This window comes from Lentzea fradiae, assembly GCF_900100955.1.
Taxonomy (GTDB): domain Bacteria; phylum Actinomycetota; class Actinomycetes; order Mycobacteriales; family Pseudonocardiaceae; genus Lentzea; species Lentzea fradiae.
The window spans coordinates 328,251-348,002 of record NZ_FNCC01000005.1 but is presented as its reverse complement, the minus strand read 5'-3'; the positions used below and the strand labels follow the sequence as shown (position 1 = coordinate 348,002).

The window sequence follows — 19,752 nt, the reverse complement described above, 5'->3', positions numbered from 1 at the left end:
CTGAACAGGTGCACGCGTTTTCCGATCACTAGGGGGATTAATGCGCATGCACAAGGTGATGGCGGCCGCTCTGACGGGACTGGCCCTCGTGGGTCTCGCCGGCACGGCCTCGGCGGACACTGGCCTCACGTGGCCGCCGCAGGACGTCACTCCGGTCCACAAGACCAAGGCGGAGCTGGAAAAGCAGGCCGCCGAGTTCTCCGAACGCCAGGAGAAGACGTTCCCGCGGACCTTCCGCGGCGCCGCGGACGTCACTCCCGGCAACTGGGGTGGCGAGTCCGAGGGCGTGTTCGACGGCATGCAGTACATGGGCAACGTGGTGTCGTTCCGCTACCGGGGCGAGGACACGCAGGTCTACACGCAGGTCAACGCCCCCGGTGAGTTCGTGGACTCGCCGGAGGAGCTGTGCAAGCGCGACAAGTGCGTCGGCGAGTTCACCGACCACCGCGGCGGTGTCACGGTGCTCACCGAGTTCGAGCCGTTCAACATCGCGGCGGCGTACAACTTCCGCCCCAACGGCGAGGTCGTGTGGGCACAGGCGTGGCGTGCTGACGTGTACCCGCAGCTGGCGGCCGTGGCCTCCGACCGCGCGTACACCTTCACCAGGTAGTCGCTGACGGGCGCTTCCGGTCCAGTGCCGGAAGCGCCCTTGCAACCTCCCACGGCTTTGCGGGCGTTTGTGTCCTCGTAAGCAAGCAAACAACCGCTTGGGGGAAACATGCGCACAGTGATCGCGATGGCTCTCGCAGGACTCGCGCTCGCAGGACTGGCGGGCACGGCCGTCGCGGACGTGACACCGATCCACAAGACCAAAGAAGAGCTCCAGGTGATGACGGAAGCGTTGTCAGCGCACGAAAGCACGACGTTCCCGCTGATCTTCCCCGGCGCCGAGCGCGTCACGCCGGGAGCGTGGGGCGGTCTGGCGGCGGGCCTGTTCGACGGGATGCAGTTCGTGGGCAACCAGATCAGGTTCACGTACCAGGGCGACCGGTACACCTCCGTGTACCTGGAGATCTTCGCCCCCGGCTTCCGCACCGACTCCCCCGCGCAGGTCTGCGAACGGACGAAGTGCGTCTCGGTCGAGGACGACCTGCTCGGCGGCGTCGTCGTGGTCGCGGAGGACGAGGAGTCCAGGACGCAGCTGGTGACGAGCTTCCGTCCGAACGGCGAGGTCGTCACGGCACAGGCGTGGCGGCTCGGCCTCGGCACGGAGCTCACCGCGGTCGCCACCGACCGCGCGTACACCTTCACCGGGTAGCGAACCGGTAGCAGGCGAGCGGGCGCTTCCGGTCGTGGTGCCACCGGAAGCGCCCGCTCCCCTCAACCGGTGACCTTGCGCGCGGCCACCAGTCGTCCTTGCGCGAAACCGTCGACGCGCACTTCCTCGCCGGTCGTGGTCAGCGGCACGGTGTGCACGCCGTCGGCCACGTCCAGGGACGTCATGGGGCGGCCGTCGACGTAGACGTCCACCCGGTCGAGGTTCACGGTGTCCAGTGAGACGGTCGTGCCGTCGACCGCCACGCCCAGCCTTCGCACCGGCTGCTCCGCCAGCAGCTCGCCCGCCCGTGCGAGCAGGTCCACGTTGCCCTGCAACAGGTCCGCGCGCGTCAGCTTGTGCTGGTGCGTCGGCCGCACGCCCAGGTCCTCGACGGGCGTGCCGGCGAGCTTGCCGACGCGCAACGTGCGGCGGATCGACACGCGCATGTTCGCCTTGTTGGGCAACGGCTTGTACGGCGACTCGGTGTCGCCGGGCGCCGGGATCTTCAGCAGCGTCATCAACAGGCCGTGCGTCCACACGTTCGCGCCGCCCGCGCCGGTGTTGTCGTCCACGCCGAGGATCGGGCCCAGCTCGTGGTCGGCCCAGCCCGCCGCGAAGATGTCGGTCGCGGAGTAGCAGCGCGCGTCCGTCACGAGCACGACCGGGCCGTGGTAGGTCTGGCCCACGGCGTTCGCGCCCTCGACCGGCGTGATGGTGTGCGAGCAGGAGAACGCCTGTCCCGTCTCGGTCGACGAGTCGAGCGAGGGGAACCACGGGCCCAGGTCGATCTGCCCGGTCGGGTCGTCCGCGTGGCGGCGGCAGATCCGCAGGTTCAGCGGGGTGCTGAGGAACTGCACGGGTTCCGGGTCGACGCGGCGCGGGGTCATGGTCTGCAGCAGGAACTCCGAGGCGAAGATGTGGCCGCCCCCGTTGTCGCGCACGTCGACGATGAGCCCGTTCTGCGGCAGCAGGGCCGCGAGCCGCACGAACTCGGCGAGGAACGCGTCCGGGTCGTCGACGCTGAACGTGAAGATCCGCAGGTGCCCGAACGTGCCGGACGGCGTCACGACCGGACGCGCGCGGAACACGCCGGGCATCGTCGTCGGGACGTCCTGCGTCCCCATCGCGACGGCGCCGCCCGCGGCCTCCGCGCGCACGACCTTGGGCGCGTGCAACAGCTTCTTGGCGCGCGCCTTCTCGTCGGAGTCGAGGTCGACGCCCTGCGCCGCCGCGGCCGGGGACAGCGAGTCGACGTCGGTCATCGGCGGCAGGTTCTCGGTGACCTGCCACTCGACGCGGACGTCCTCGCGCGTGCCGTCCTCGCCGCGGTAGGTGACGACGACCCAGTCCTCGTCCGGCGGGAGCTGGATCACCAAGGGGCGCAACGTGAGCGACTCCAGGCCGCGGGCGAGGTTCGCGGCGGTGTTGCTGCCCGCGAAGACCGCGCCGTTCAACGCGACGGCCCGCGCGACCGGCGTGCCGTTCCAGTGCGTCACCTCCGTGCCGACGGACAGGCCGTCGAAGCCTTCGACCACGCGGGTGACGAGGTACTGCTCGGTGCCGTCCGCGGCGAAGCACCGCTCCAGCTGGAACGGCAGGAAGGCGATCTTGCCCGCGAACGGCGCGGGCAGCAGGTAGTTCGTGTGCAGGTCGCGCACCGAGTGGAAGGTGCTCGACAGTTCGCGGTGGAACTGCCACTCGGGCTCGGCCGTGGCGTCGGTCTGCCGTTCGAGTCTGGCTCTCAGGACTCTGAGGCGTTGCACCGGGTTCACCGCGTGCATGGCGACCTTCAGAGGCAGATGCGCGTAGTTCTGCTCCAGCAGGACGAGCGCCTGGTCGACGATGAGCTTGCGCTGCGCCAGGGTGAGCGTGCCCGCGGTGGCCAGGAACTCGGCGAGTCCGACGGAGTTTGCGACGTTCGGGTGAGCTGTTGTGGTCATGGTGGGGCCTCCTTGCCAAGTAGAGGCTTCCGCAGGCGCCGGGATACACCCTTTTCACCCGTTCGGCCGCTAACCGGCGGCACCTCCATGACGACAACCGGAGTAAAGGGAGGCCGGCGATGAGTCCACGCGTCCTGGAACTGCGCATCCACGGCGTCAACAACACACCCCCGACGGCGATGCTGGCGCTCCCCGACCACGCGGTGGAGCAGTTCCGCGGCGACCGGTTCGGCAGCTTCTGGCGTCCCCGGCAGGACAAGCTCGCCGACCTGCCGCCCGACCACCCCGGCCGCGTGCCCGCCGAGGTGCGGCGGGAGGCGTACTCGTGGGGCGGCATGGCGCGCAGCAGCCCCGGTGTTCCCGGCAGCGGGGTGCCGTCGGTGCTCGCGAACGCGCTGGGGCGCGTCGGATGGGCGTTGCTGCTGCCGTTCGGGCTCGCGAACGTCGCCTACTGGTCGCGCAAGCTGCCGGACGACTCGGGAACGGCGCGGCGCGGAGTCTGGTGGAACAACGGACGCGGTGCGGCCTCCACCCGGTTGTTCGGGCTGGGCCTCACGATGCTGCTCGTGCTCGCCGTCTGCGAGGTGGCCGTCGACCTCTACGCGGTGCAGTGCTCGCTGCCGGGCACCACGTGCAGGCGGCTGCCGGAGTTCATGGACCTGCTCGGCGGCCCTCCGCAGCACGTCCGGGTGCTCGCCGCGTCGGCCGTGCCGGTGGTGCTGCTGCTCGGGTTGATGGTGCTGACCTCGCTGGCGCGCAGCCGGTACGAGATGACGGCGATGCGGCGCGTTCCCGAGCCGCGGCCCGGCGTCGTGCTCAGCCGGCCGTCCATGTGGGAGGGCAGCCCGCGCATCCGGCGGCTCACCCGGCTGCACATCGCGGCGGGGTGCTGCGTGGTGGTGCTGGTGACGAGCGCACAGCTGTGGCGGCACGGCTTCTTCCTGGCCCTCACCGTGCTGGCCGCCGGGGTGCTGGCGGTCGTGGTGGGCAGGGTCGTGGTGACCGCGGCGGACTGCCCGGACGTGCCGTCCCACGAGAAGGGCGGGCTGTGGTCGTGGCTGCTGATGGTGTCCGCGGTGGTCGTCCTGGTGGCGCACGGCTTCGGGCTCTACGGCTTCGCGCCCGTCTTCACCGGACCGCTGTGGCTGGCGTCATGGGGTCCCGCGGTGGTGACGACGGCGCTGCTCGGCTCGGTGCTCGCGGCGTGGTCGTGGCGGCGCAACGACGCCAAGGGACCGTTGGTGCTGCTCCTGCTGTTCGTGGCGTTCATGGTCGCCACGTACTGGGTTCCGCTCGCGTGGGCCGGCGCCGCCGCGTCCGGCGGCGCGCTGGCGTGGCGGGCCCGGCCGCGCATCGGTGACCGGTGGCAGGCGTGGCACGGCGCGGGACCCGGTGTGCTGCTGGGACTGTCGCTGCTCACCTCGGTGATGTCGTCGACCGTGCTGGTGCTGACGTTCCGGGGCTGGGCCGGGACGGGGCTCGTGGCGCCCGCGTTCTACTCGTGGTTCAGCGCGGCGTTCGCCTGCGCGCTGGTCCCGCTGGTGCTGCTGGTCCTCGCGCAGGCAGCGGTGCTGCTGAAGCGGGTCGTGCCGCCCGCGGTGCTGGACGACGACGCCTCGGTGCTCGTCGTGCGGGCACGGCACGTCGTCGCCGTCGCGCACCGGGCCGAGAACGTCGTGGGGGTGCTGTCCACGCTGGGCGTGCTGGCGGTGGCGCTGACGTGCTACCTGACGTTCGCCTCCCCGGAATGGGCCCGGTGGGAGGGCGTCACCTGGGTCGTGGGCAAGGGCGACTGGGTCACCGGCCTCGCCGGGGTCGCGGTGGTCGGGTCGTTCGTCGGCGCCGGGATGCTCACCAACCGCAGGCCGCTGGGACTGCTGTGGGACCTGATGTGCTTCCTGCCGCGCACCGCCCACCCGTTCGCGCCGCCGTGCTACGCGGAACGGGCCGTACCCGAGATCGCCGACCGCACCAGGGAGTTCCTCGACGAGTCGGAGTCGAACCGCGTGGTGCTCTCGGCGCACAGCCTGGGCGCCGTGCTGGCCGTGGCGGCGCTGTACGCGTTGCCCGCCGGATACCTCGACCGTGTCCAGTTGCTGACATACGGCGTGCAGCTGCGCCCGTACTTCGGCCGGATCTTCCCCGAGCTGCTGGGTCCCGCCGTCCTGGGCACGCCGCCGGTGCGGGCGGGCGCGATGTTCTCGTGCGACCCGTGGCGGCGTGCTCCCGGTCCTGCCGGGGGTTCCGGGCTCAGCGCGCTGCTGGAGGGGCACTGGATCAACCTGTGGCGGCGCACCGACTATCTCGGTTTCCCGGTGCACGGCTGGGCGGAGAACACCGTCGACCGCCGCGCGGGCGAGACCGGCGGCGCACCGGACAAGGTGGAGACCCACAGCGACTACCACCTGTGCGCCGCCTACCGCGAGGCGTTCGCGGAGCTCGTCGCGAAGCCCCGGTCACCCGTTCGTGGCGGAGAGAGGAATGGGAACCTGGAGGACAGCTGACCCAAGGAGAACCATGCGCACGACCGTGGCTGCCCTCGCCGGAGCCGCTCTGCTCACGCTGCCCGCCTGCTCGGACTCCGGCTCCGCACAGGACGTCCCGGCGTCCGGCCCGTCGGCCTCCACCACGTCGACGACCACCACTCCGGTGGCCGAGACCGCGGTGGCGGCGCCCGCCGAGTCGGGTGAGCAGCCCAAGGGCATCACCCACGACGTGGGCCGGGTCCCGCCGGGCGCCAGGATCTCCACCTCCTCGTCCGTCTCGAATGGACGGACGACGGTCGTGCTGCGGGTCTCCGGCCTGCTGCCGGGCACCCGGTACGGCTCACACGTGCACACCAAGCCGTGCGGTGCCGCGCCCGCCGACTCCGGCCCGCACTACCAGCACGAGAAGGACCCGGTGACGCCGAGCGTCGACCCGGCGTACGCCAACGCGCGCAACGAGATCTGGCTCGACCTCACCACCGACGCGCAGGGAGCGGGTTCCGCGTCGTCGACCGTGGCCTGGGAGTTCCGCCGGGGCGAGGCGAACTCGGTGGTCCTGCACGCCGCGCACACCAGCACCGAGCACGGCAAGGCCGGCACCGCGGGCGACCGCCTCGCCTGCCTCACCGCCGCGTTCTGACCTCGCGGGTCCCTCAGCCCACCGGCCACACCCGCAGCGCCAGGACGCCGTGCCCGGCCACCTCACCGCCGAGCGGTCCCGGCGTGGCGGGCAGCTCGCCGTTCCACAGGCCGAGCACCCGGTACGACGCGGCGGCGGGCACGCCGATCTCCGCCGCCGTGACGGGCGTGGGTCCGCGCCCCGGTTGAGCAGCGTCACCACCGGCCCGCCGGACATGCCCTTCACCCCACACCTCGGTGTCGCCGTCGCGGCACAGCCTGCGGCCCTGTCCCTCGCCGAAGTACTGTCCGTAACGCCCCACCCCGCCCGCGACTCTCTTTCGTGTTTCCCGTCGGGAACGCGGGAGCCCCGCGTTCCCTCCAGTGATACGCGGGGCCCCCGCGTCCTATAGCCACGTCACGTTGAGGAGGGGGTGAACACTGGCGGATGACACTCGGGCGGGTGGGCGGGTGGGCGGGCGGGAAGGGAACGGCGGGACGGCACCTCTGGCGCGGCGCCCAGCTGTTCCTGCCTATCGGCGGACCGGCCACTCCCGGAGCGCGCCAGCGGTGCCGTGCGCTAACAGGGCCAGGACAGGGCGACGCCTCCGGTGAAGTCGCGGTCCGGCTGGGGTTCGAGCACCGCCGCGCGCACCAGGTTGAGCGCCTCGTAGCGCATCCCGGCCCGCCGCACGAGGCCGCGGACGACCAGATCGCGCAGGTCGCCGTGCGCCCTGTTCTCGATCACGTCCACGAGCCTGCGCCGCCCGTCCTCGTCCAAAGTGGACAGTGAACGGCGCAGCGCGTCGCGCAGGTGGGCCGAGGTGGGGTCCACCGGGTTGGCGCGCAGGCGTTCCAGCAGGTGCTGCGGCGAGTACACCATGAACCAGCCCGCCGCGAACTCCAGCGCCGACGGCAGGCCGTCCAGCTCCTTGACCAGGCCGGTCAGCGCCGCCTGGTTCGCGGGCTCCGCGCGGAACCCCGGCCGCACCCGGTGCACGTGCGTGAGGAGCAGCCGCACCGCCGCCTCGTCGGACAGCGGCGACAGCGGGAACACGTGCTCGCCGGGCAGGCCGGTCGGGGCCAGCGCGGTCACCAGGACGCGCAGCCGGGGGTGCTCGGCGAGCAGGCGCGGCTCCGGGCACCGGTCGGTGACGAGGACGGTGTCCTGGTCGTCGTCGGCCGACGGCGGCGAGGCCGGGTGCCACAGCACCGACCAGCCGTGCCGGAAGTGCAGCTCGCCCGCGGCCTCCAGGGCCAGGCGGGTCTTGCCGACGCCGCTCAGGCCGGTGATGGTGACCAGCCGCCGCTGCCCACCCGCCGCGCAGCCCGACAGCAGCGCCACCAGCGCCGCCGTCTCGACCTCCCTGCCCACGATCGCCCCCGCCGGTGCCGGGGGTGCGGCACCCGCTCGCGCCGCCGTCCGCCCGCCGGCCTTCGCCAGGTCCGCGCGGCTGGTCTCGTCCAGCCGCAGGCCCTCCGCGAGCAGGCGCACCGTCTCGGCCCGCGGCGTGCGGGTGCGCCCGCACTCCAGGTCGCGGATCGCCCGGACGCTCACCATCGCGAAGTCCGCCAGCTGCTGCTGGGTCAGTCCCGCGCGGATCCGGTGCGTGCGCAGTAGTTCGCCGAAGTCCCTCATCGCCGTTCCTCCTCGGCACTGAGTGTCGGGGCGCGGGCTCGAGCGGAACATGGGTGGCGGACCCCCATATTCGCCCCGCGCGCAAATCTGGGGGATTCGCCCCCATGTGCGGGTGCGCGGACCCGTGTCAGGTTCTTGCCGTGACCTCAGCGCCCGAGACGAGCACAGGTGAGAGCTGGAGAGCGGCCTTCGCGCACGCACTCCGGCCGCTCGTCGACGCCGCGCGCACCGAGATCGCGCCGCCCCTCGACGCGATGTTCGCGGAGCAGCTCGGACGGCGGCTCGTCGCCATCGCGGCGCGGACGCTGGTGCTGGAGCTGCACCGGGCGCGCGGGACCCTGGTGAGCCCGACGAGCGAGGAGCGGTTCGTCGAGTTCACCCGCACCCTCGACCTGTCCGGCCTCTTCCGGCGCTACCCGGTGCTCGCCCGGCTGCTCGCCCAGGCGTGCGAGCAGTCCGTCGCCGCGCACCGCGAGCTGACCGAGCGGCTGGCACGCGACCGCGAGGACGTTGTCGCCACCGTCTTCCAGGGCCGCGACCCCGGCGAGCTGGTGTCCGTGCGGACCGGCCTGGGTGACGCGCACCAGCAGGGCCGGACGGTCGCGGTGCTGACCTTCGAGTCGGGCGCCAGGCTCGTGCACCGGCCGCGGCCGGTCGAGCTGCACGCGCGGTTCACCGGCCAGCTGCGGTGGTTCTCCGCGCGGACCGGCATCGACTTCCGCACGCCCCGGATGCTCGTCAGGGACGGCTACGGCTGGCTGGAGCACGTCGAGCACGAACCGTGCGCGGACGTCGCCGGGGTCGCCGAGTTCTACCGGCGGCTGGGCGCGCTGCTCGCCCTGCTCTACGCCCTCGACGGCACGGACATGCACTACGAGAACCTGATCGCGTGCGGCGACCAGCCGGTGCTCGTGGACGTCGAGACGCTGTTCCACCCGACGTCCATCCAGGACAGCGACCCGGCCGCGGCGGCGCTGGTCAGGTCGGTGCACCGGACGGCCCTGCTCCCCCACGTGCTGCTGGGCGACAACGGCGCCGCGGACGTGTCCGGCGTCGGCGGGGACCACGGGGTGCCGTCACCGCTCGACGTCGTCGACTGGGCCGACCCGGGAACGGACCGGATGCGCCTGGTCCGGCGTCCGAAGGAGTCGACGGGCGCCGGGAACCGGCCGGTGCTGGGCGGCGTCCCCGCCGAGCCCGCCGACTACCAGGACTCGCTGCTGGCGGGGTTCCGCACCGGCTACGACGCGATCGTGGCGCACCGCGACGAGCTGCTGCGGCTCGTCCGCGAGGCGGCCGACGACGAGGTGCGGTTCGTGCCGAGGGCGACCCGGCAGTACGCGAAGCTGCTCGACGAGTCGACGCACCCGTCCGTGCTGGCCGACGCGCTCGACCGCGACCTGGCGTTCGGCGTCCTCGTCGCGGACGACCCGCTGCTCGACCGGCTCGTGCCGTTCGAGGTGGCCGACCTGTGGCGCGGCGACGTGCCGCTGTTCACGTGCCGGCCGGGGTCGCGAGACCTGTGGACCGCGTCCGGGCTCCGGCTGCCGGGGATGCTGCCGGAGCCCGGGCTGCACGCCGTCGAACGCAAGATCACGACGATGAGCGAGGTCGACCGGCACGACCAGCAGTGGGTCGTCACCGCGCTGCTGGCCTCACGGCCGCGGCCCGTCTCGCACCACTCCGGCGCGGCGCTGCCGGGCCACGTCGCCGCCGTCGACCCCGACCCCGCGCGGCTGCTCGTCGCCGCGTGCGGGATCGCCGACCAGGTGCTCGCGCACGCCGTCACCGGCGGCGACCGGGTCAACTGGATCGGCCTGGAGCTCGTCGACGACCGGCACTGGACGGTGCAGCCGCTCGGCGCCGGTCTGTCCAACGGCTACACGGGCGTCGCGCTGTTCCTGGCGGAGCTGGGCGCGCTGACCGGTGCCGCGCGGTACGTGGACTTCGCGCGCAACGCCTTGCGGCCGTTGCCGTCGCTGCTGGAGGTGTTCGCCGAGGAGCCCGCGCTGGCCGCGCTGGCGGGCGGCGGCCTGCACGGTCTGGGCGGCATCTGCCTCGGCCTCGCCCGGCTCACCCCGTTGCTGGAGCTCGACCCCTCGCTGCTCGCGAACGCCGTCGCGGTGATGCCGCGGGAGGACACGGCGACGGGCGTCGTGGACGGGGTCGCCGGCTCGCTGGCCGCGATGCTGTCCGTCGGCACGCCGGAGGCGCTCGACCTGGCCCGTCACTACGCGACCGTGCTGCGGGGCTCGGCCGCCGCCGCCCACGGCTTCGCGCGGGGCAACGCGGGCATCGGGTGGGCGCTGCGGCGGTACGCGGAGGCCCTGCACGACGAGCCCGCGGACGTGGCGGCGACGGCGTTCCTGGAGAGCGACGCGATCGACCCGACCGACGTCGGCTGGTGCACCGGCCTCGCCGGCGTGGCACTGGCCCGCGGCGACGACCGGCTGGCCGGGCTGCTCGCGTCCCGCGAACCGTTGCGGGACATGAGCCTCTGCCACGGCGAGCTGGGCGTCGTCGAAGCCCTCTCCGCCCACCACCCCGGTGCCGCCGCCCGGCGCACCGCCCTAGTGCTGGGAGCGCTGGACGAACACGGCGCGCGGTGCGCCACCCCCGGCGGCGTCCCGTCGCCCGGCCTGCTCACCGGGTTGTCCGGCATCGGCCTCGGGCTGCTGCGCCAGGGCTTCCCGGTGCCGTCCGTCCTCGCTCTCGAACCCCCACACCGAACCAAGGAGTGCATCAGATGAACGAGTCCCTGCACCACTCGGACGCGCAGCCCGAGGCCGAGGACGCGATCGGGGAGATGGAGCTCGCTCCGACGGTCTTCGCGGGAGCGAGGGCACGCGCCCTGATGGGCCTGACCCTGGCGGCGACGGCGTTCGCGTCGATCGTCCCCACCCTGTCGGACACGACGGTCAGCATCGACTGACCCCGGCCTCCGCCGAGCACGTCCCCCGGCGCCGCCCCCACGACCACCGCCGGTCGTGGGGGCGGCGTCGCTCTGCGTGCACGACCGTGCCGAAACCGTGACAGCGCAGCACTCTCACGTCGAATACCCCTGGGCAGCCGATAGGGAGAAGCAAACGAGACAGTTAGGGTCCACACATGCAGACCCGAGCGCCTCACCTGGTCGGCCGTGATCGAGAGACCGCGGCACTCACCGGGGCCCTGGGACGCACCGGACAGGGGCGTGGTGGCGCCCTCTTCCTGACCGGCGAGGCGGGGATCGGCAAGAGCCGGCTCGCCAGGTACGCGGCCGGTCACGCCTACGACGAGGGCCTGCGGGTGCTCAAGGGCCGCGGCACGACGATCGGCCCGATGGTGCCGTTCCGCCCGCTCGCGGAGGCCCTCCTCGGCCTGTTCCGCGGCGACCCTCCCGACGACGCGGAGCTCGGGCCCTACAAGCCCGTGCTGGGCACGCTGATCCCCGACTGGCAGGACCACCGCTCCACCAAGGAGTCGATGGTCGTGCTCGCGGAGGCGGTGCTGCGGCTGCTCGCGTCCGTCGGGCGCAAGACGCCGGTGCTGCTGGTGCTGGAGGACCTGCACGAGGCCGACGCCGAGACGCTCGCGGTCGTCGACTACCTGGTGGACAACCTGGAGGACCAGCCGGTCCTGCTGCTCGCCACCATCCGCACCGAGCCGGGACCGGCGCTGGAGCTCGCCCACCGGGCCGCGCAACGGGGTTCCGGCGGACTGCTGGAGCTGCACCGGCTCTCGCGGCACGAGGTCGACCAGATGACGGCCGCGTGCCTGGAGAGCGCCGGGGTGCCGCAGGAGCTGACCGATCGGCTGTGGACGGACAGCGCCGGCAACCCGTTCATCATCGAGGAACTGCTGCACGGCATGGTGAGCGGCGGCCTGCTCGTGTCCGGCGCGCGCGGCTGGGAGGTGCTGGGCGAGCTGAAGCTGCCCGTGCCGGCGGCGTTCGTGCGCAGCGTCGCGCACCGCACGGACCGGCTGGGGCCGCAGGGGCGGGAGGTGCTGTCGATCGCGGCGGTGCTGGGCCACCGGTTCCCGCTCTCGGTGGTGCAGAAGGTGACCGGCACCGACGACCGAGGGCTGCTCAGCCACCTGCACGCCGGCGTCGCCGCGCAGCTCGTGACACCGGACGAGCCCGCACCGGACTGGTACGCGTTCCGGCACCCCCTCACCGCGGACGCGCTGCTCGCCCAGCTCACCCCCGCCGAACGCGCGGACCTGTCGTCGCGCACCGCCGACGTCGTCGAGGAGCTGCACCCCGGCCTGCCCGGCGACTGGTGCCCGCTCGTCGCGAAGCTGCGCCTCGACGGCGGGTCACCGGCGCTGGCGGGCCGGTTGTTCGCGGAGGCGGGCAGGCGGGCGCTGGCCGGTGGTGCCGCCGGGTCGGCCGTGACGCTGCTGGACCGCGCGCAGAGCCTGCTGGCGGGCGAGGTCGCCGAACGGGCCGACGTGCTGGACGTGCTGCTGCCCGCGCTGGCCGAGACCGGCGAGTTCGAACGCGCGTTCGCCTTCGACCCCGCTCTGCTGCCGGGGCTGGACGCTCCTCGCCGCGCGATGCTCCACACCCGACTGTCCAAAGTGGCCTATCTCGCCGGACGGTTCACCGAGGGCGTGGAGCAGGTGCGGCACGCCCGCACGCTGCTCGGCCGGGACGTGCCGGACGAGCTGTCCGCGCAGCTGGACGTCATCTCCGCCTACCTGACGCTGAACATCCCGAGCCCCGGCCGGATCGCGTCGGCGGCGGGGCTCGCGAGGCAGGCCGCGCTGTCCGCGGACCGCGCCGGGCTGCCCTCCGTGGCGTGCGAGGCGTGGCAGCTGCTCGGGATCATCGCGCGCGAGCAGGACATCGACGAGGCCACCGCGTGCTTCGGCAGGGCGCTCGCGCTGGCGCACGAGCACCACATGCCGATCCAGCACATCTACGCGATGGTCCGCCTGGCGGGCAACGAATGGCTCGCGCACGGCACCACCGCCGCGCTGGACCGCACCTACGCCGAGGCGTACCAGGCGGGCGCGATCACGGTGGCGCACAACGTGGAAGCCATCCTCTCGCTGCAGCTGGTGCTCACCGGCCGCTACGAGCAGGCGGCCGAGCAGGTCGAGACCTGCCTGCAGGCCGTGGAGCGGCTGAAGATCCACGCGCTGACCCGGTACCTGCTGATGGTGAAGGCGACGCTGCACGCGCACCGGGGCGACCGGGCGGGCACCGAGGAAGCCTTCGCGCGGTTCGAGGCGGTGGCGCGCAGCGGGACGCAGGAGTACCCGCTCTGCTACGGGCTCGCGCTCGCGTTCTGCGCGCTGCTGGAGGAGAACCAGCCGCTGGCCGTGCAGGAGATCGACCGGGCGCTGGCGTTCGAGTCGCAGAACCCCACCACGTTCCACCTCTCCGGCACGCACGGCACCCGCCTGCTGCTCGGCGTGCTCGACGGCCGCTTCGGCTGGGAGGAACACCGCGTGCTGTCGGCGATCTCCGCCTCGGAGATGCGGTGGAACCGGCAGTTCACCGACCTCGCGCACGCTGTGCTGCTCGGCAGGGACGGCCGCTACCAGGAGGCGGCGGAGGCGTTCAGGAGCGCGCAGGAGGCCGCGGCACCGTACCCGCTGGCGCGGCACCTCGGCCTGCGGCTCGTTGCGCCGGAGGCCGAGGGCTGGGGCGACCCGGTGGGCTGGCTGCGCACCGCGGAGGAGTACTTCCACGAGGCGGGCATCCCGGCCGTGGCGTCGGCCTGCCGCGGGCTGCTGCGGCAGGCCGGTGTGCCCGTGCAGCAACGCCGCACGGGCACGGAGCAGGTGCCGCGGCAGCTGCGCGGGCACGGTGTGACGGTCCGGGAGTTCGAGGTGTTCGTGCTGCTGGCCGACCGGATGGGCAACAAGGCCATCGGGACCCGCCTGCACATCTCCCCGCGCACGGTGGAGAAGCACGTCGCCTCGCTGATCGCGAAGACCGGTCAGCCCGACCGCGAGTCCCTGTCCGCGTACGCCGCCGCGCTGAGCCGCTGACGTTCCCGCTTGAGCCGCGCCTCGTGCTCGTGCCGCCTGCCGCCACCGAGCTGGTCGCGGGCGTCACGGGTGACCTGGCGGAAGACGTCGTAGTAGGTGTCGTCGAACTGCTCCACGACCTCGAAGGTCCACTTGCCCGGCAGCACGTTGCGGCCGAGCAGCTCCCGCTGCACGCGGTCGGCGTGCTCGTGGTGGCCCGCCTCGCGCAACGCCGCGATGGCGTCGTCCAGCAGGAAGTCGGCGGTGCCGGTGAGCTGGTGGAACGAGTAGAGGTGGCCACGGGCCCGTTCCACGGTCTCGAGCGCCTTGCCGAGCTTGCCGAGCGCTTCGGTGGTCTTGTCGTCGTCCATGCCGAATGGAGTACCCGGAGCGCGTTTGTGTCTACCTTCGCCGGGTAGCCGCACACCGACCAACGTTCACGACCAAACTTCCGAGGTGAGACCGATGGTCGAAGTCGCAACGCGCACGAAGGTCCAGCAGGCCGCGTTAGCCGTGGCGGCCGTGTTCGCCCTGGTCGGCGTGCTCGGGTTCATCCCCGGCGTCACGACGGACTACGACAAGATGAGTTTCGCGGGCCACGAGTCCGGGGCGATGCTGCTCGGTGTCTTCATGGTGTCGATCCTGCACAACATCGTGCACCTGCTGTTCGGCGTCGCCGGGTTCCTGATGGCGCGCACGGCGCCGGGCGCGCGGGCGTACCTGATCGGCGGCGGCGCGGTGTACCTCGTGCTGTGGCTGTACGGTCTGGTCATCGACAAGACCAGCGACGCGAACTTCGTGCCGCTGAACAGCGCCGACGACTGGCTGCACTTCGTCCTCGGCGTCGGCATGATCGGACTGGGAGTCGCGCTTGGCAAGCGTGCCGCAGTGCGCTGACACGGTCGGCGTCGAAGAAGAATTCTTGCTCGTCGACACGGCGTCCGGCCGCACCACGGTGCGCGCCGACGCCGTGCTGGCGCGCGTGGCGGACACCGACCTGACGAAGTTCCACGCCGAGCTGGCGGGAACGCAGGTCGAGGCCGCGACCGGGCCGTGCACGTCCGTCGCCGCTCTCGGCGACGCGCTGCGGCTGGCCCGCAAGACGCTCTCCGAGGCGGCCGCGGAGCTCGGGCTCGGGCTGCTCTCCCGCGGCACCCCGCCGAAGCCGTCGAAGCAGCCGATCGTGAGCCGGTCCAACCCCCGGTTCCGCCGGGTGCTGGACACCTACGCGGGTGTCGTCGAGCACTACGAGGCCAGCGGGTGCCACGTGCACGTCGGCGTGCCGGACCGGGAGACGGGCGTCCGCGTCCTCAACCACGTCCGGCCGTGGCTGCCGACGCTGCTCGCGCTGTCGGCCAACTCGCCGGACCGCGGCTACGCGAGCTGGCGGATGGTCCAGCAGTCCCGCTTCCCCGGTTCCGGGGTGGCGCCCGAGTTCGCGACCGCGGCGGAGTACGACGCCGCCGTGGCCAGGCTGGTCGCGTGCGGCACGATCGTGGACACCGCCCAGACGTTCTGGCTGGCCCGGCTCTCGCCGAAGCTGCCGACCGTCGAGTTCCGCTGCGCCGACGCCGCCGAGACGGTCGAGGACGCGGTGCTGCAAGCGGCGCTGAGCCGCGCGCTGGTGCACACGGCGTGCCAGGGCGACAAGCTGCCGCCGGTGCGTGACGACGTGTGCGCGGCGGCCGTCTGGACGGCCTCCCGGTACGGCCTGGACGGCCCCGCCGTCGACCCGTGGCACGAACGCCGGGTGCCCGCGACCGCGCTGCTGGAACGGCTGGTGGAGCACGTGACACCGGCGCTGGCCGGACGTGGCGAGCTCGACCTGGTGCATGAGCTGGTGCAACGGCGGGTATGACCCGGAGGTGAAGCTTCCCACGCCGCGCGGGCCGTTGTCCGAGTCCGTCGTTGACACGCTGAGCCGGGACCGCACCGGCCGCACGCTCCCGTTCGCCGTCGCGGACCCGTTCGGCGAAGACCTGACGATCGCCCTGCACGTGCTCTACGAACTGCACTACGGCGGCTTCGAGGGCGTCGATCCCGCGTGGGAGTGGGACCCGGAGCTGCTGCGGCTGCGCGGTCAGATCGAACACGCGTTCCTCGGGGCGCTGCGGGCCGGTGTGGCCGGAGGCGACGACCTCACGGCCGAGCTGGAGGCCCTGCTGGTCGAGCACGTGCCCGGCAGCGGCGTCTCGCACCACCTGCGGGACGAGGGCACCTGGGACGAGATGCGCGAGTACTTCGCGCACCGGTCGGTCTACCACCACAAGGAGGCCGACCCGCACGCGTGGGTGATCCCCCGGCTGCGCGGCACCGCGAAGGCCGCCCTGGTGGCCGTCGAGTTCGACGAGTTCGGCGGCGGCAAGGCCGACCGGATGCACTCGCGCCTCTACGCGGACCTGCTGGAAGGCGCCGGCATGTCGGCGGAGTACCTGGCCTACCTCGACGACGTGCCCGCGCCCGCCATCGCGATCGTCAACATGATGTCGCTGTTCGGCCTGCACCGGTCGCTGCGCGGCGCGCTCGTCGGGCACTTCGCCGCCGCGGAGATCACCACGGCCCCCAGCGCGCAGCGGATGGCGCAGGCGCTCGACCGGCTGGAGGCCGACCCGCGCTGCGTCGAGTTCTTCACCGAGCACATCGAGGCCGACGCCGTGCACGAGCAGATCATGCGGCGGGACGTCATCGGGTCGCTGCTGGAGCAGGAACCGTCGCTGTGCCCGGACGTGGTGTTCGGCATCCAGGCCACCGAGCTGCTGGAACAGCGGCTGGCGGACCACCTGCTGGCGTCGTGGCGGGCCGGCGAGACGTCGCTGCGCAAGCCGCTGCTGTGACGACGCGAAGCCTGGCCACGTCCTCCTGAACGCGAAACGGCCGGGGCTGCGCGCCCCGGCCGTTCTCAGTTCTTGTCGTCGCGCACTCTCTTGCGGTGGCTGGTGTCGCAGAACGGAAAACGCTTGCTGCGGCGGCAGGCGCACACCGCGACCACGAACCTGTCGCTGGTGTGCGTCACGCCGTCGTCGGTCGTGAGCGTCACCGGTCCCTCAACGAGCACCGGCCCGTTCGGCACCACCGTCACCTTGCGGGCGTTCTGGCCGGTCACCCCGGATCACCACCAGTTCCTCGTACCGCTGACCGGGCTCGATCAGACCGTTGCTCTCCAGGTAGTCGATCCGCCCCCGCATGACCGGGCCGAACGGGATCGAGCGGCGCTGCACCACCGACGCCTTCAGGCCGCAGTCGCGCAGCTGCCGCAGCGTCGTGTCCACTCCGCACAGTGCGGAGTGGACCATCAGCAGGACGCCGCCGGGCACGAGGATGTCGTACATCCTGGCGCACAGCGGATCGAGCAGCTGGCGTCCGTCCAGGCCCGCGTCCCAGGCCCTGGCGGGGCCCGTGGCGGTGCAGGCGCTCGCCGCCGGGACGTACGGGGGGTTGGCGAGGACGAGGTCGAAGCTCTCGTCCGCGACGACCTCCAGCGCGTTGCCGAGCCTGACCCTGACGGGCATCCGTTGCAGGACGGCGTTGACCCGTGCGGTCCACACCGCACGCCGGGAAACGTCCACACCGGTCACCTCCGCGGCGCCCGCGCGGATCGCCGCGATGGCGAGCGCGCCGGTGCCCGTGCCGATGTCGAGCACGCGGGCACCCGCGGGGATCGCGGCGGCGTGCATCGCCTCGACGAGGAGGTCGGTGTCGTCTTGTGGCGCGTACACGCCAGGTGCTCGTAGCAGCCTCACCCTCGTGGAGTCCCCCGTCGAATTGCCTTGAAACAAGCGTTTTCAACCACTTTTCGCGGGTACACGAGGATGTGCTGACCACCGTGTTCCGCCTGCTGGCCAAGACGCGCGGCGCTCGTGCGCTGCACCCGCGCGGGGTGTGGCGGACCGGCGAGCTGCGCGGCGGCGTCCCGCCGTTCCCGGCGGAGGCCACCGTGACCGTGCGGCTGTCCAAAGGGGCCGGTACCCGTCCGGGGTGGCCGGACGTGCTCGGCCTCGCGCTGCGCGTGCCCACCGAGTCCGGCGACTGGGACCTGCTGCTGTCGAGCACCGGCACCGGGCGCTGGTCGCGGCTGGTGCCGAGGTTCGTGCGGCGCTGGCGCGACGCCCGCCTGGGCACGCTGGCGCCCTACCGCTACCGCGGCGAGCTCGTGTGGTTCATGGCCGTGCCCGACGACCGCGAGGTGCCCGTCCGGTTCGCCGTCCACCGCTCCGGCGGGGACACCGGCTGGCAGCGGGTCGCCGAGCTGACGCTGCACCCCCTCGGCCCGCACGCCCGCGACGACGACGTGCCCGTGGCGTTCGACCCGGTGCGCACCCGGCCGGCCGAGCTGGAGCTGGCGCCGCGCTGGCTGGCCGTCGCGCGCGAGAAGGCGTACGAGGGCAGCCGGCGCGGACACCGGGGGTCATGACCTCAGCTTGTCGTACGCCAGGTTGAGCGCGTCCGACGCTGCGACGGCGGTCAGCGCCGTCGCCACCAGCCTGGTGAGCCGCGGCGCGAACACCAGGCCCGCCGTCAGGCCGCTCGCGATCCACACGCCCGCGCAGAACGGGCAGGTGATGAGCTCCCCGATCGCGTGCTGCGCCGGGTGGTCCTTGCGCGGCGACTCCTTCAGCTCCGCGTGGCCCGCCGGAGCCTCGTAGCGGGTGAACGGGGCCCTCAACGGGCTCGTCACCGCCTCCTTGGTGAGCAACCGGCTGGCCTTGTGCGTCGCGACGGACACCAGTGCCGTGTCTCCCAGGGAGAACCCGTCGGGCAGCCGGGCGCCGGTGAGGCGCCCGACCGCCGAGACGGTGCCCACGAGGACGGCGTAGCTGCCCATCGCGACGAGGTAGCCGGGCAGCGGCCTGCCCTCCCCGTACGCCTTCCAGATGCGCTTCACCCGCTCGTACCCCCCGCGTTCTTCTCGTTTCACCACGGATCGCGAGTACCCGTCAGGACTCGGCCGAACCCGGCTCGGTCATGGTGCGCATCATCTTCGCCTTGACGGGGTCCGAGGCGACCTTGCCCGCGACGGCCTGCACCTTGTTGCGCAGCGAGCCCGCCACCACGTGGTCGTCGCCCTTCATCAGCGCCTCGAAGCCTTGGCGCGCGACCTCCGCCGGGTCGTCCAGGTCGCTGTTGGCGACCTTCGTGTCCTGCATGCCCGCGCGGTCGAAGAACTCCGTGTCCGTCGGCCCCGGCATCAGCGACGTCACCGTGACGCCGGAGTCGCGCAGCTCCTCCCGCAGGCTCTGGGCGAACGAGGCGAGGAACGCCTTCGACGCCGCGTAGACGGAGTGGAACGGGCCCGGCCCGGTGGCCGCGATGGAGGAGGTGAAGAGGACCTTGCCCTCCTTGCGCTCCACCATGTCGCCCAGCAGGCGGTGCGTCAGGTGCACGGCCGAGCGGACGTTGAGGTCGATGATCTCCAGGTTGTCGTCGAGCGAGGTGTCGCGCGCGAAGTCCCCGCCGACGCCGACGCCCGCGTTCACCGCGAGCACGGACACCGGCTGGCCCTTCGCCCGCAGGGCGCTGACCACCGTCTCGACCCCGTCGTAGGTGGTCAGGTCGGCGCGCACGGCCTCGATCCGCACTCCCCCGCAGCGCAGCGCGAGCTGGGACGCCGCGTCGGACACCCTCTCGTCCTCCGCCACGACCACGACGTCGAAGCCGTTGTCGCCGAACACCTTCGCGAGCTCGTACCCGATTCCACTGGACGCACCGGTCACCACGGCAAGCGCATTCACAGGCGTTTCTCCTTCCGGTTCGACGACCGGATACCCGTGGCCACGCGGTCGATGCGACATCGGCCGAAAGTCCGATGCAACCCCTACGGGTCATGAGGTGTCCTTATCAACAGTTGGT

The 19,752-nt window shown here is 72.6% G+C and carries 19 protein-coding genes; 11 read left to right on the top strand and 8 right to left on the bottom strand.

Annotation, left to right across the window (positions count from 1 at the left end; all coding sequences use genetic code 11):
* Positions 1 to 46: 46 nt before the first annotated feature.
* Entirely contained in the window at positions 47 to 610 is a 564-nt protein-coding gene (locus BLT23_RS13780) for a hypothetical protein (protein WP_143035928.1), read from the top strand.
* A gap of 126 nt (positions 611 to 736) precedes the next feature.
* Positions 737 to 1,258, top strand: a complete 522-nt coding sequence (locus tag BLT23_RS13775) for a hypothetical protein (RefSeq protein WP_143035927.1) — start codon at positions 737 to 739, stop codon at positions 1,256 to 1,258.
* Positions 1,259 to 1,320: 62 nt separating this feature from the next.
* Here the strand turns inward: BLT23_RS13775 and BLT23_RS13770 are convergent, their stop codons facing one another.
* Positions 1,321 to 3,198: a S41 family peptidase gene (locus tag BLT23_RS13770; protein ID WP_090049098.1), complete on the bottom strand. Its 1,878-nt coding sequence runs from the start codon at positions 3,196 to 3,198 to the stop codon at positions 1,321 to 1,323.
* A gap of 119 nt (positions 3,199 to 3,317) precedes the next feature.
* Between BLT23_RS13770 and BLT23_RS13765 the strand changes: the two genes are divergently transcribed.
* On the top strand, positions 3,318 to 5,702 hold the full coding sequence (locus BLT23_RS13765) for a hypothetical protein (RefSeq protein WP_090049096.1): 2,385 nt from the start codon (positions 3,318 to 3,320) through the stop codon (positions 5,700 to 5,702).
* Between the two features lie 13 nt (positions 5,703 to 5,715).
* Positions 5,716 to 6,324, top strand: coding sequence for a superoxide dismutase family protein (locus BLT23_RS13760; RefSeq protein ID WP_090049094.1), 609 nt, complete (start codon positions 5,716 to 5,718; stop codon positions 6,322 to 6,324).
* Between the two features lie 13 nt (positions 6,325 to 6,337).
* Here BLT23_RS13760 and BLT23_RS13755 read toward each other — a convergent pair whose 3' ends face one another.
* Together BLT23_RS13755 and BLT23_RS13750 are read right to left on the bottom strand one after the other, a co-directional pair.
* The gene (locus tag BLT23_RS13755) at positions 6,338 to 6,625 is read right to left on the bottom strand and encodes a hypothetical protein (protein ID WP_090049090.1); all 288 of its coding nucleotides are present in this window, start codon (positions 6,623 to 6,625) and stop codon (positions 6,338 to 6,340) included.
* Positions 6,626 to 6,882: 257 nt separating this feature from the next.
* A complete protein-coding gene (locus BLT23_RS13750) occupies positions 6,883 to 7,941 on the bottom strand; it encodes a helix-turn-helix domain-containing protein (protein ID WP_090049088.1) in 1,059 nt (352 codons plus the stop codon).
* 140 nt (positions 7,942 to 8,081) lie between these two features.
* On the opposite strand from BLT23_RS13750, the gene BLT23_RS13745 reads away from it, so the two are divergent.
* From BLT23_RS13745 to BLT23_RS13735, 3 genes are all read left to right on the top strand, one after another.
* On the top strand, positions 8,082 to 10,691 hold the full coding sequence (locus BLT23_RS13745) for a type 2 lanthipeptide synthetase LanM family protein (protein WP_245743936.1): 2,610 nt from the start codon (positions 8,082 to 8,084) through the stop codon (positions 10,689 to 10,691).
* Complete coding sequence (locus BLT23_RS13740) at positions 10,688 to 10,873, top strand: hypothetical protein (RefSeq protein ID WP_090049084.1); 186 nt, start codon at positions 10,688 to 10,690, stop codon at positions 10,871 to 10,873. The genes BLT23_RS13745 and BLT23_RS13740 overlap by 4 nt, the downstream gene beginning before the upstream one ends.
* Positions 10,874 to 11,049: 176 nt before the next feature.
* Positions 11,050 to 13,926 carry a helix-turn-helix transcriptional regulator gene (locus tag BLT23_RS13735; protein WP_090049082.1) on the top strand — a complete coding sequence of 959 codons (2,877 nt, stop codon included), beginning with the start codon at positions 11,050 to 11,052 and terminating at the stop codon, positions 13,924 to 13,926.
* Here BLT23_RS13735 and BLT23_RS13730 read toward each other — a convergent pair.
* The gene (locus BLT23_RS13730) at positions 13,875 to 14,276 is read right to left on the bottom strand and encodes a hypothetical protein (protein WP_090049080.1); all 402 of its coding nucleotides are present in this window, start codon (positions 14,274 to 14,276) and stop codon (positions 13,875 to 13,877) included. The genes BLT23_RS13735 and BLT23_RS13730 overlap by 52 nt on opposite strands.
* Positions 14,277 to 14,370: 94 nt before the next feature.
* On the opposite strand from BLT23_RS13730, the gene BLT23_RS13725 reads away from it, so the two are divergent.
* The 3 genes from BLT23_RS13725 to BLT23_RS13715 are packed head-to-tail and all read left to right on the top strand — an operon-like array spanning position 14,371 to position 16,739.
* Positions 14,371 to 14,802 (top strand): DUF4383 domain-containing protein, encoded by a 432-nt coding sequence (locus BLT23_RS13725; protein WP_090049078.1) that lies wholly within the window; start codon positions 14,371 to 14,373, stop codon positions 14,800 to 14,802.
* Entirely contained in the window at positions 14,786 to 15,763 is a 978-nt protein-coding gene (locus BLT23_RS13720; protein WP_281248841.1) for a carboxylate-amine ligase, read from the top strand. Before BLT23_RS13725 ends, BLT23_RS13720 begins: the two co-directional genes overlap by 17 nt.
* Positions 15,738 to 16,739, top strand: a complete 1,002-nt coding sequence (locus tag BLT23_RS13715) for an iron-containing redox enzyme family protein (RefSeq protein WP_090049074.1) — start codon at positions 15,738 to 15,740, stop codon at positions 16,737 to 16,739. Before BLT23_RS13720 ends, BLT23_RS13715 begins: the two co-directional genes overlap by 26 nt.
* A gap of 65 nt (positions 16,740 to 16,804) precedes the next feature.
* Here the strand turns inward: BLT23_RS13715 and BLT23_RS13710 are convergent, their stop codons facing one another.
* Together BLT23_RS13710 and BLT23_RS13705 are read right to left on the bottom strand one after the other, a co-directional pair.
* On the bottom strand, positions 16,805 to 17,008 hold the full coding sequence (locus BLT23_RS13710) for a CDGSH iron-sulfur domain-containing protein (protein ID WP_090049072.1): 204 nt from the start codon (positions 17,006 to 17,008) through the stop codon (positions 16,805 to 16,807).
* Positions 16,950 to 17,645 (bottom strand): HemK2/MTQ2 family protein methyltransferase, encoded by a 696-nt coding sequence (locus BLT23_RS13705; protein WP_090049070.1) that lies wholly within the window; start codon positions 17,643 to 17,645, stop codon positions 16,950 to 16,952. Before BLT23_RS13705 ends, BLT23_RS13710 begins: the two co-directional genes overlap by 59 nt.
* Before the next feature lie 71 nt (positions 17,646 to 17,716).
* On the opposite strand from BLT23_RS13705, the gene BLT23_RS13700 reads away from it, so the two are divergent.
* On the top strand, positions 17,717 to 18,316 hold the full coding sequence (locus tag BLT23_RS13700) for a hypothetical protein (protein ID WP_090049068.1): 600 nt from the start codon (positions 17,717 to 17,719) through the stop codon (positions 18,314 to 18,316).
* Here BLT23_RS13700 and BLT23_RS13695 read toward each other — a convergent pair.
* Together BLT23_RS13695 and BLT23_RS13690 are read right to left on the bottom strand one after the other, a co-directional pair.
* A complete protein-coding gene (locus BLT23_RS13695) occupies positions 18,311 to 18,787 on the bottom strand; it encodes a DUF1360 domain-containing protein (RefSeq protein WP_245743934.1) in 477 nt (158 codons plus the stop codon). The two genes, BLT23_RS13700 and BLT23_RS13695, sit on opposite strands and share 6 nt — an antisense overlap.
* A 52-nt stretch (positions 18,788 to 18,839) precedes the next feature.
* Complete coding sequence (locus BLT23_RS13690) at positions 18,840 to 19,634, bottom strand: SDR family NAD(P)-dependent oxidoreductase (protein WP_245743933.1); 795 nt, start codon at positions 19,632 to 19,634, stop codon at positions 18,840 to 18,842.
* Positions 19,635 to 19,752: the final 118 nt, after the last annotated feature.

Coding starts and splice junctions, on each gene's coding strand:
- BLT23_RS13780 (WP_143035928.1), top strand. CDS start 47: ATGCACAAGGTGATGGCGGCCGCTCTGACGGGACTGGCCCTCGTGGGT.
- BLT23_RS13775 (WP_143035927.1), top strand. CDS start 737: ATGGCTCTCGCAGGACTCGCGCTCGCAGGACTGGCGGGCACGGCCGTC.
- BLT23_RS13770 (WP_090049098.1), bottom strand. CDS start 3,198: ATGACCACAACAGCTCACCCGAACGTCGCAAACTCCGTCGGACTCGCC.
- BLT23_RS13765 (WP_090049096.1), top strand. CDS start 3,318: ATGAGTCCACGCGTCCTGGAACTGCGCATCCACGGCGTCAACAACACA.
- BLT23_RS13760 (WP_090049094.1), top strand. CDS start 5,716: ATGCGCACGACCGTGGCTGCCCTCGCCGGAGCCGCTCTGCTCACGCTG.
- BLT23_RS13750 (WP_090049088.1), bottom strand. CDS start 7,941: ATGAGGGACTTCGGCGAACTACTGCGCACGCACCGGATCCGCGCGGGA.
- BLT23_RS13740 (WP_090049084.1), top strand. CDS start 10,688: ATGAACGAGTCCCTGCACCACTCGGACGCGCAGCCCGAGGCCGAGGAC.
- BLT23_RS13735 (WP_090049082.1), top strand. CDS start 11,050: ATGCAGACCCGAGCGCCTCACCTGGTCGGCCGTGATCGAGAGACCGCG.
- BLT23_RS13730 (WP_090049080.1), bottom strand. CDS start 14,276: ATGGACGACGACAAGACCACCGAAGCGCTCGGCAAGCTCGGCAAGGCG.
- BLT23_RS13725 (WP_090049078.1), top strand. CDS start 14,371: ATGGTCGAAGTCGCAACGCGCACGAAGGTCCAGCAGGCCGCGTTAGCC.
- BLT23_RS13715 (WP_090049074.1), top strand. CDS start 15,738: ATGAGCTGGTGCAACGGCGGGTATGACCCGGAGGTGAAGCTTCCCACG.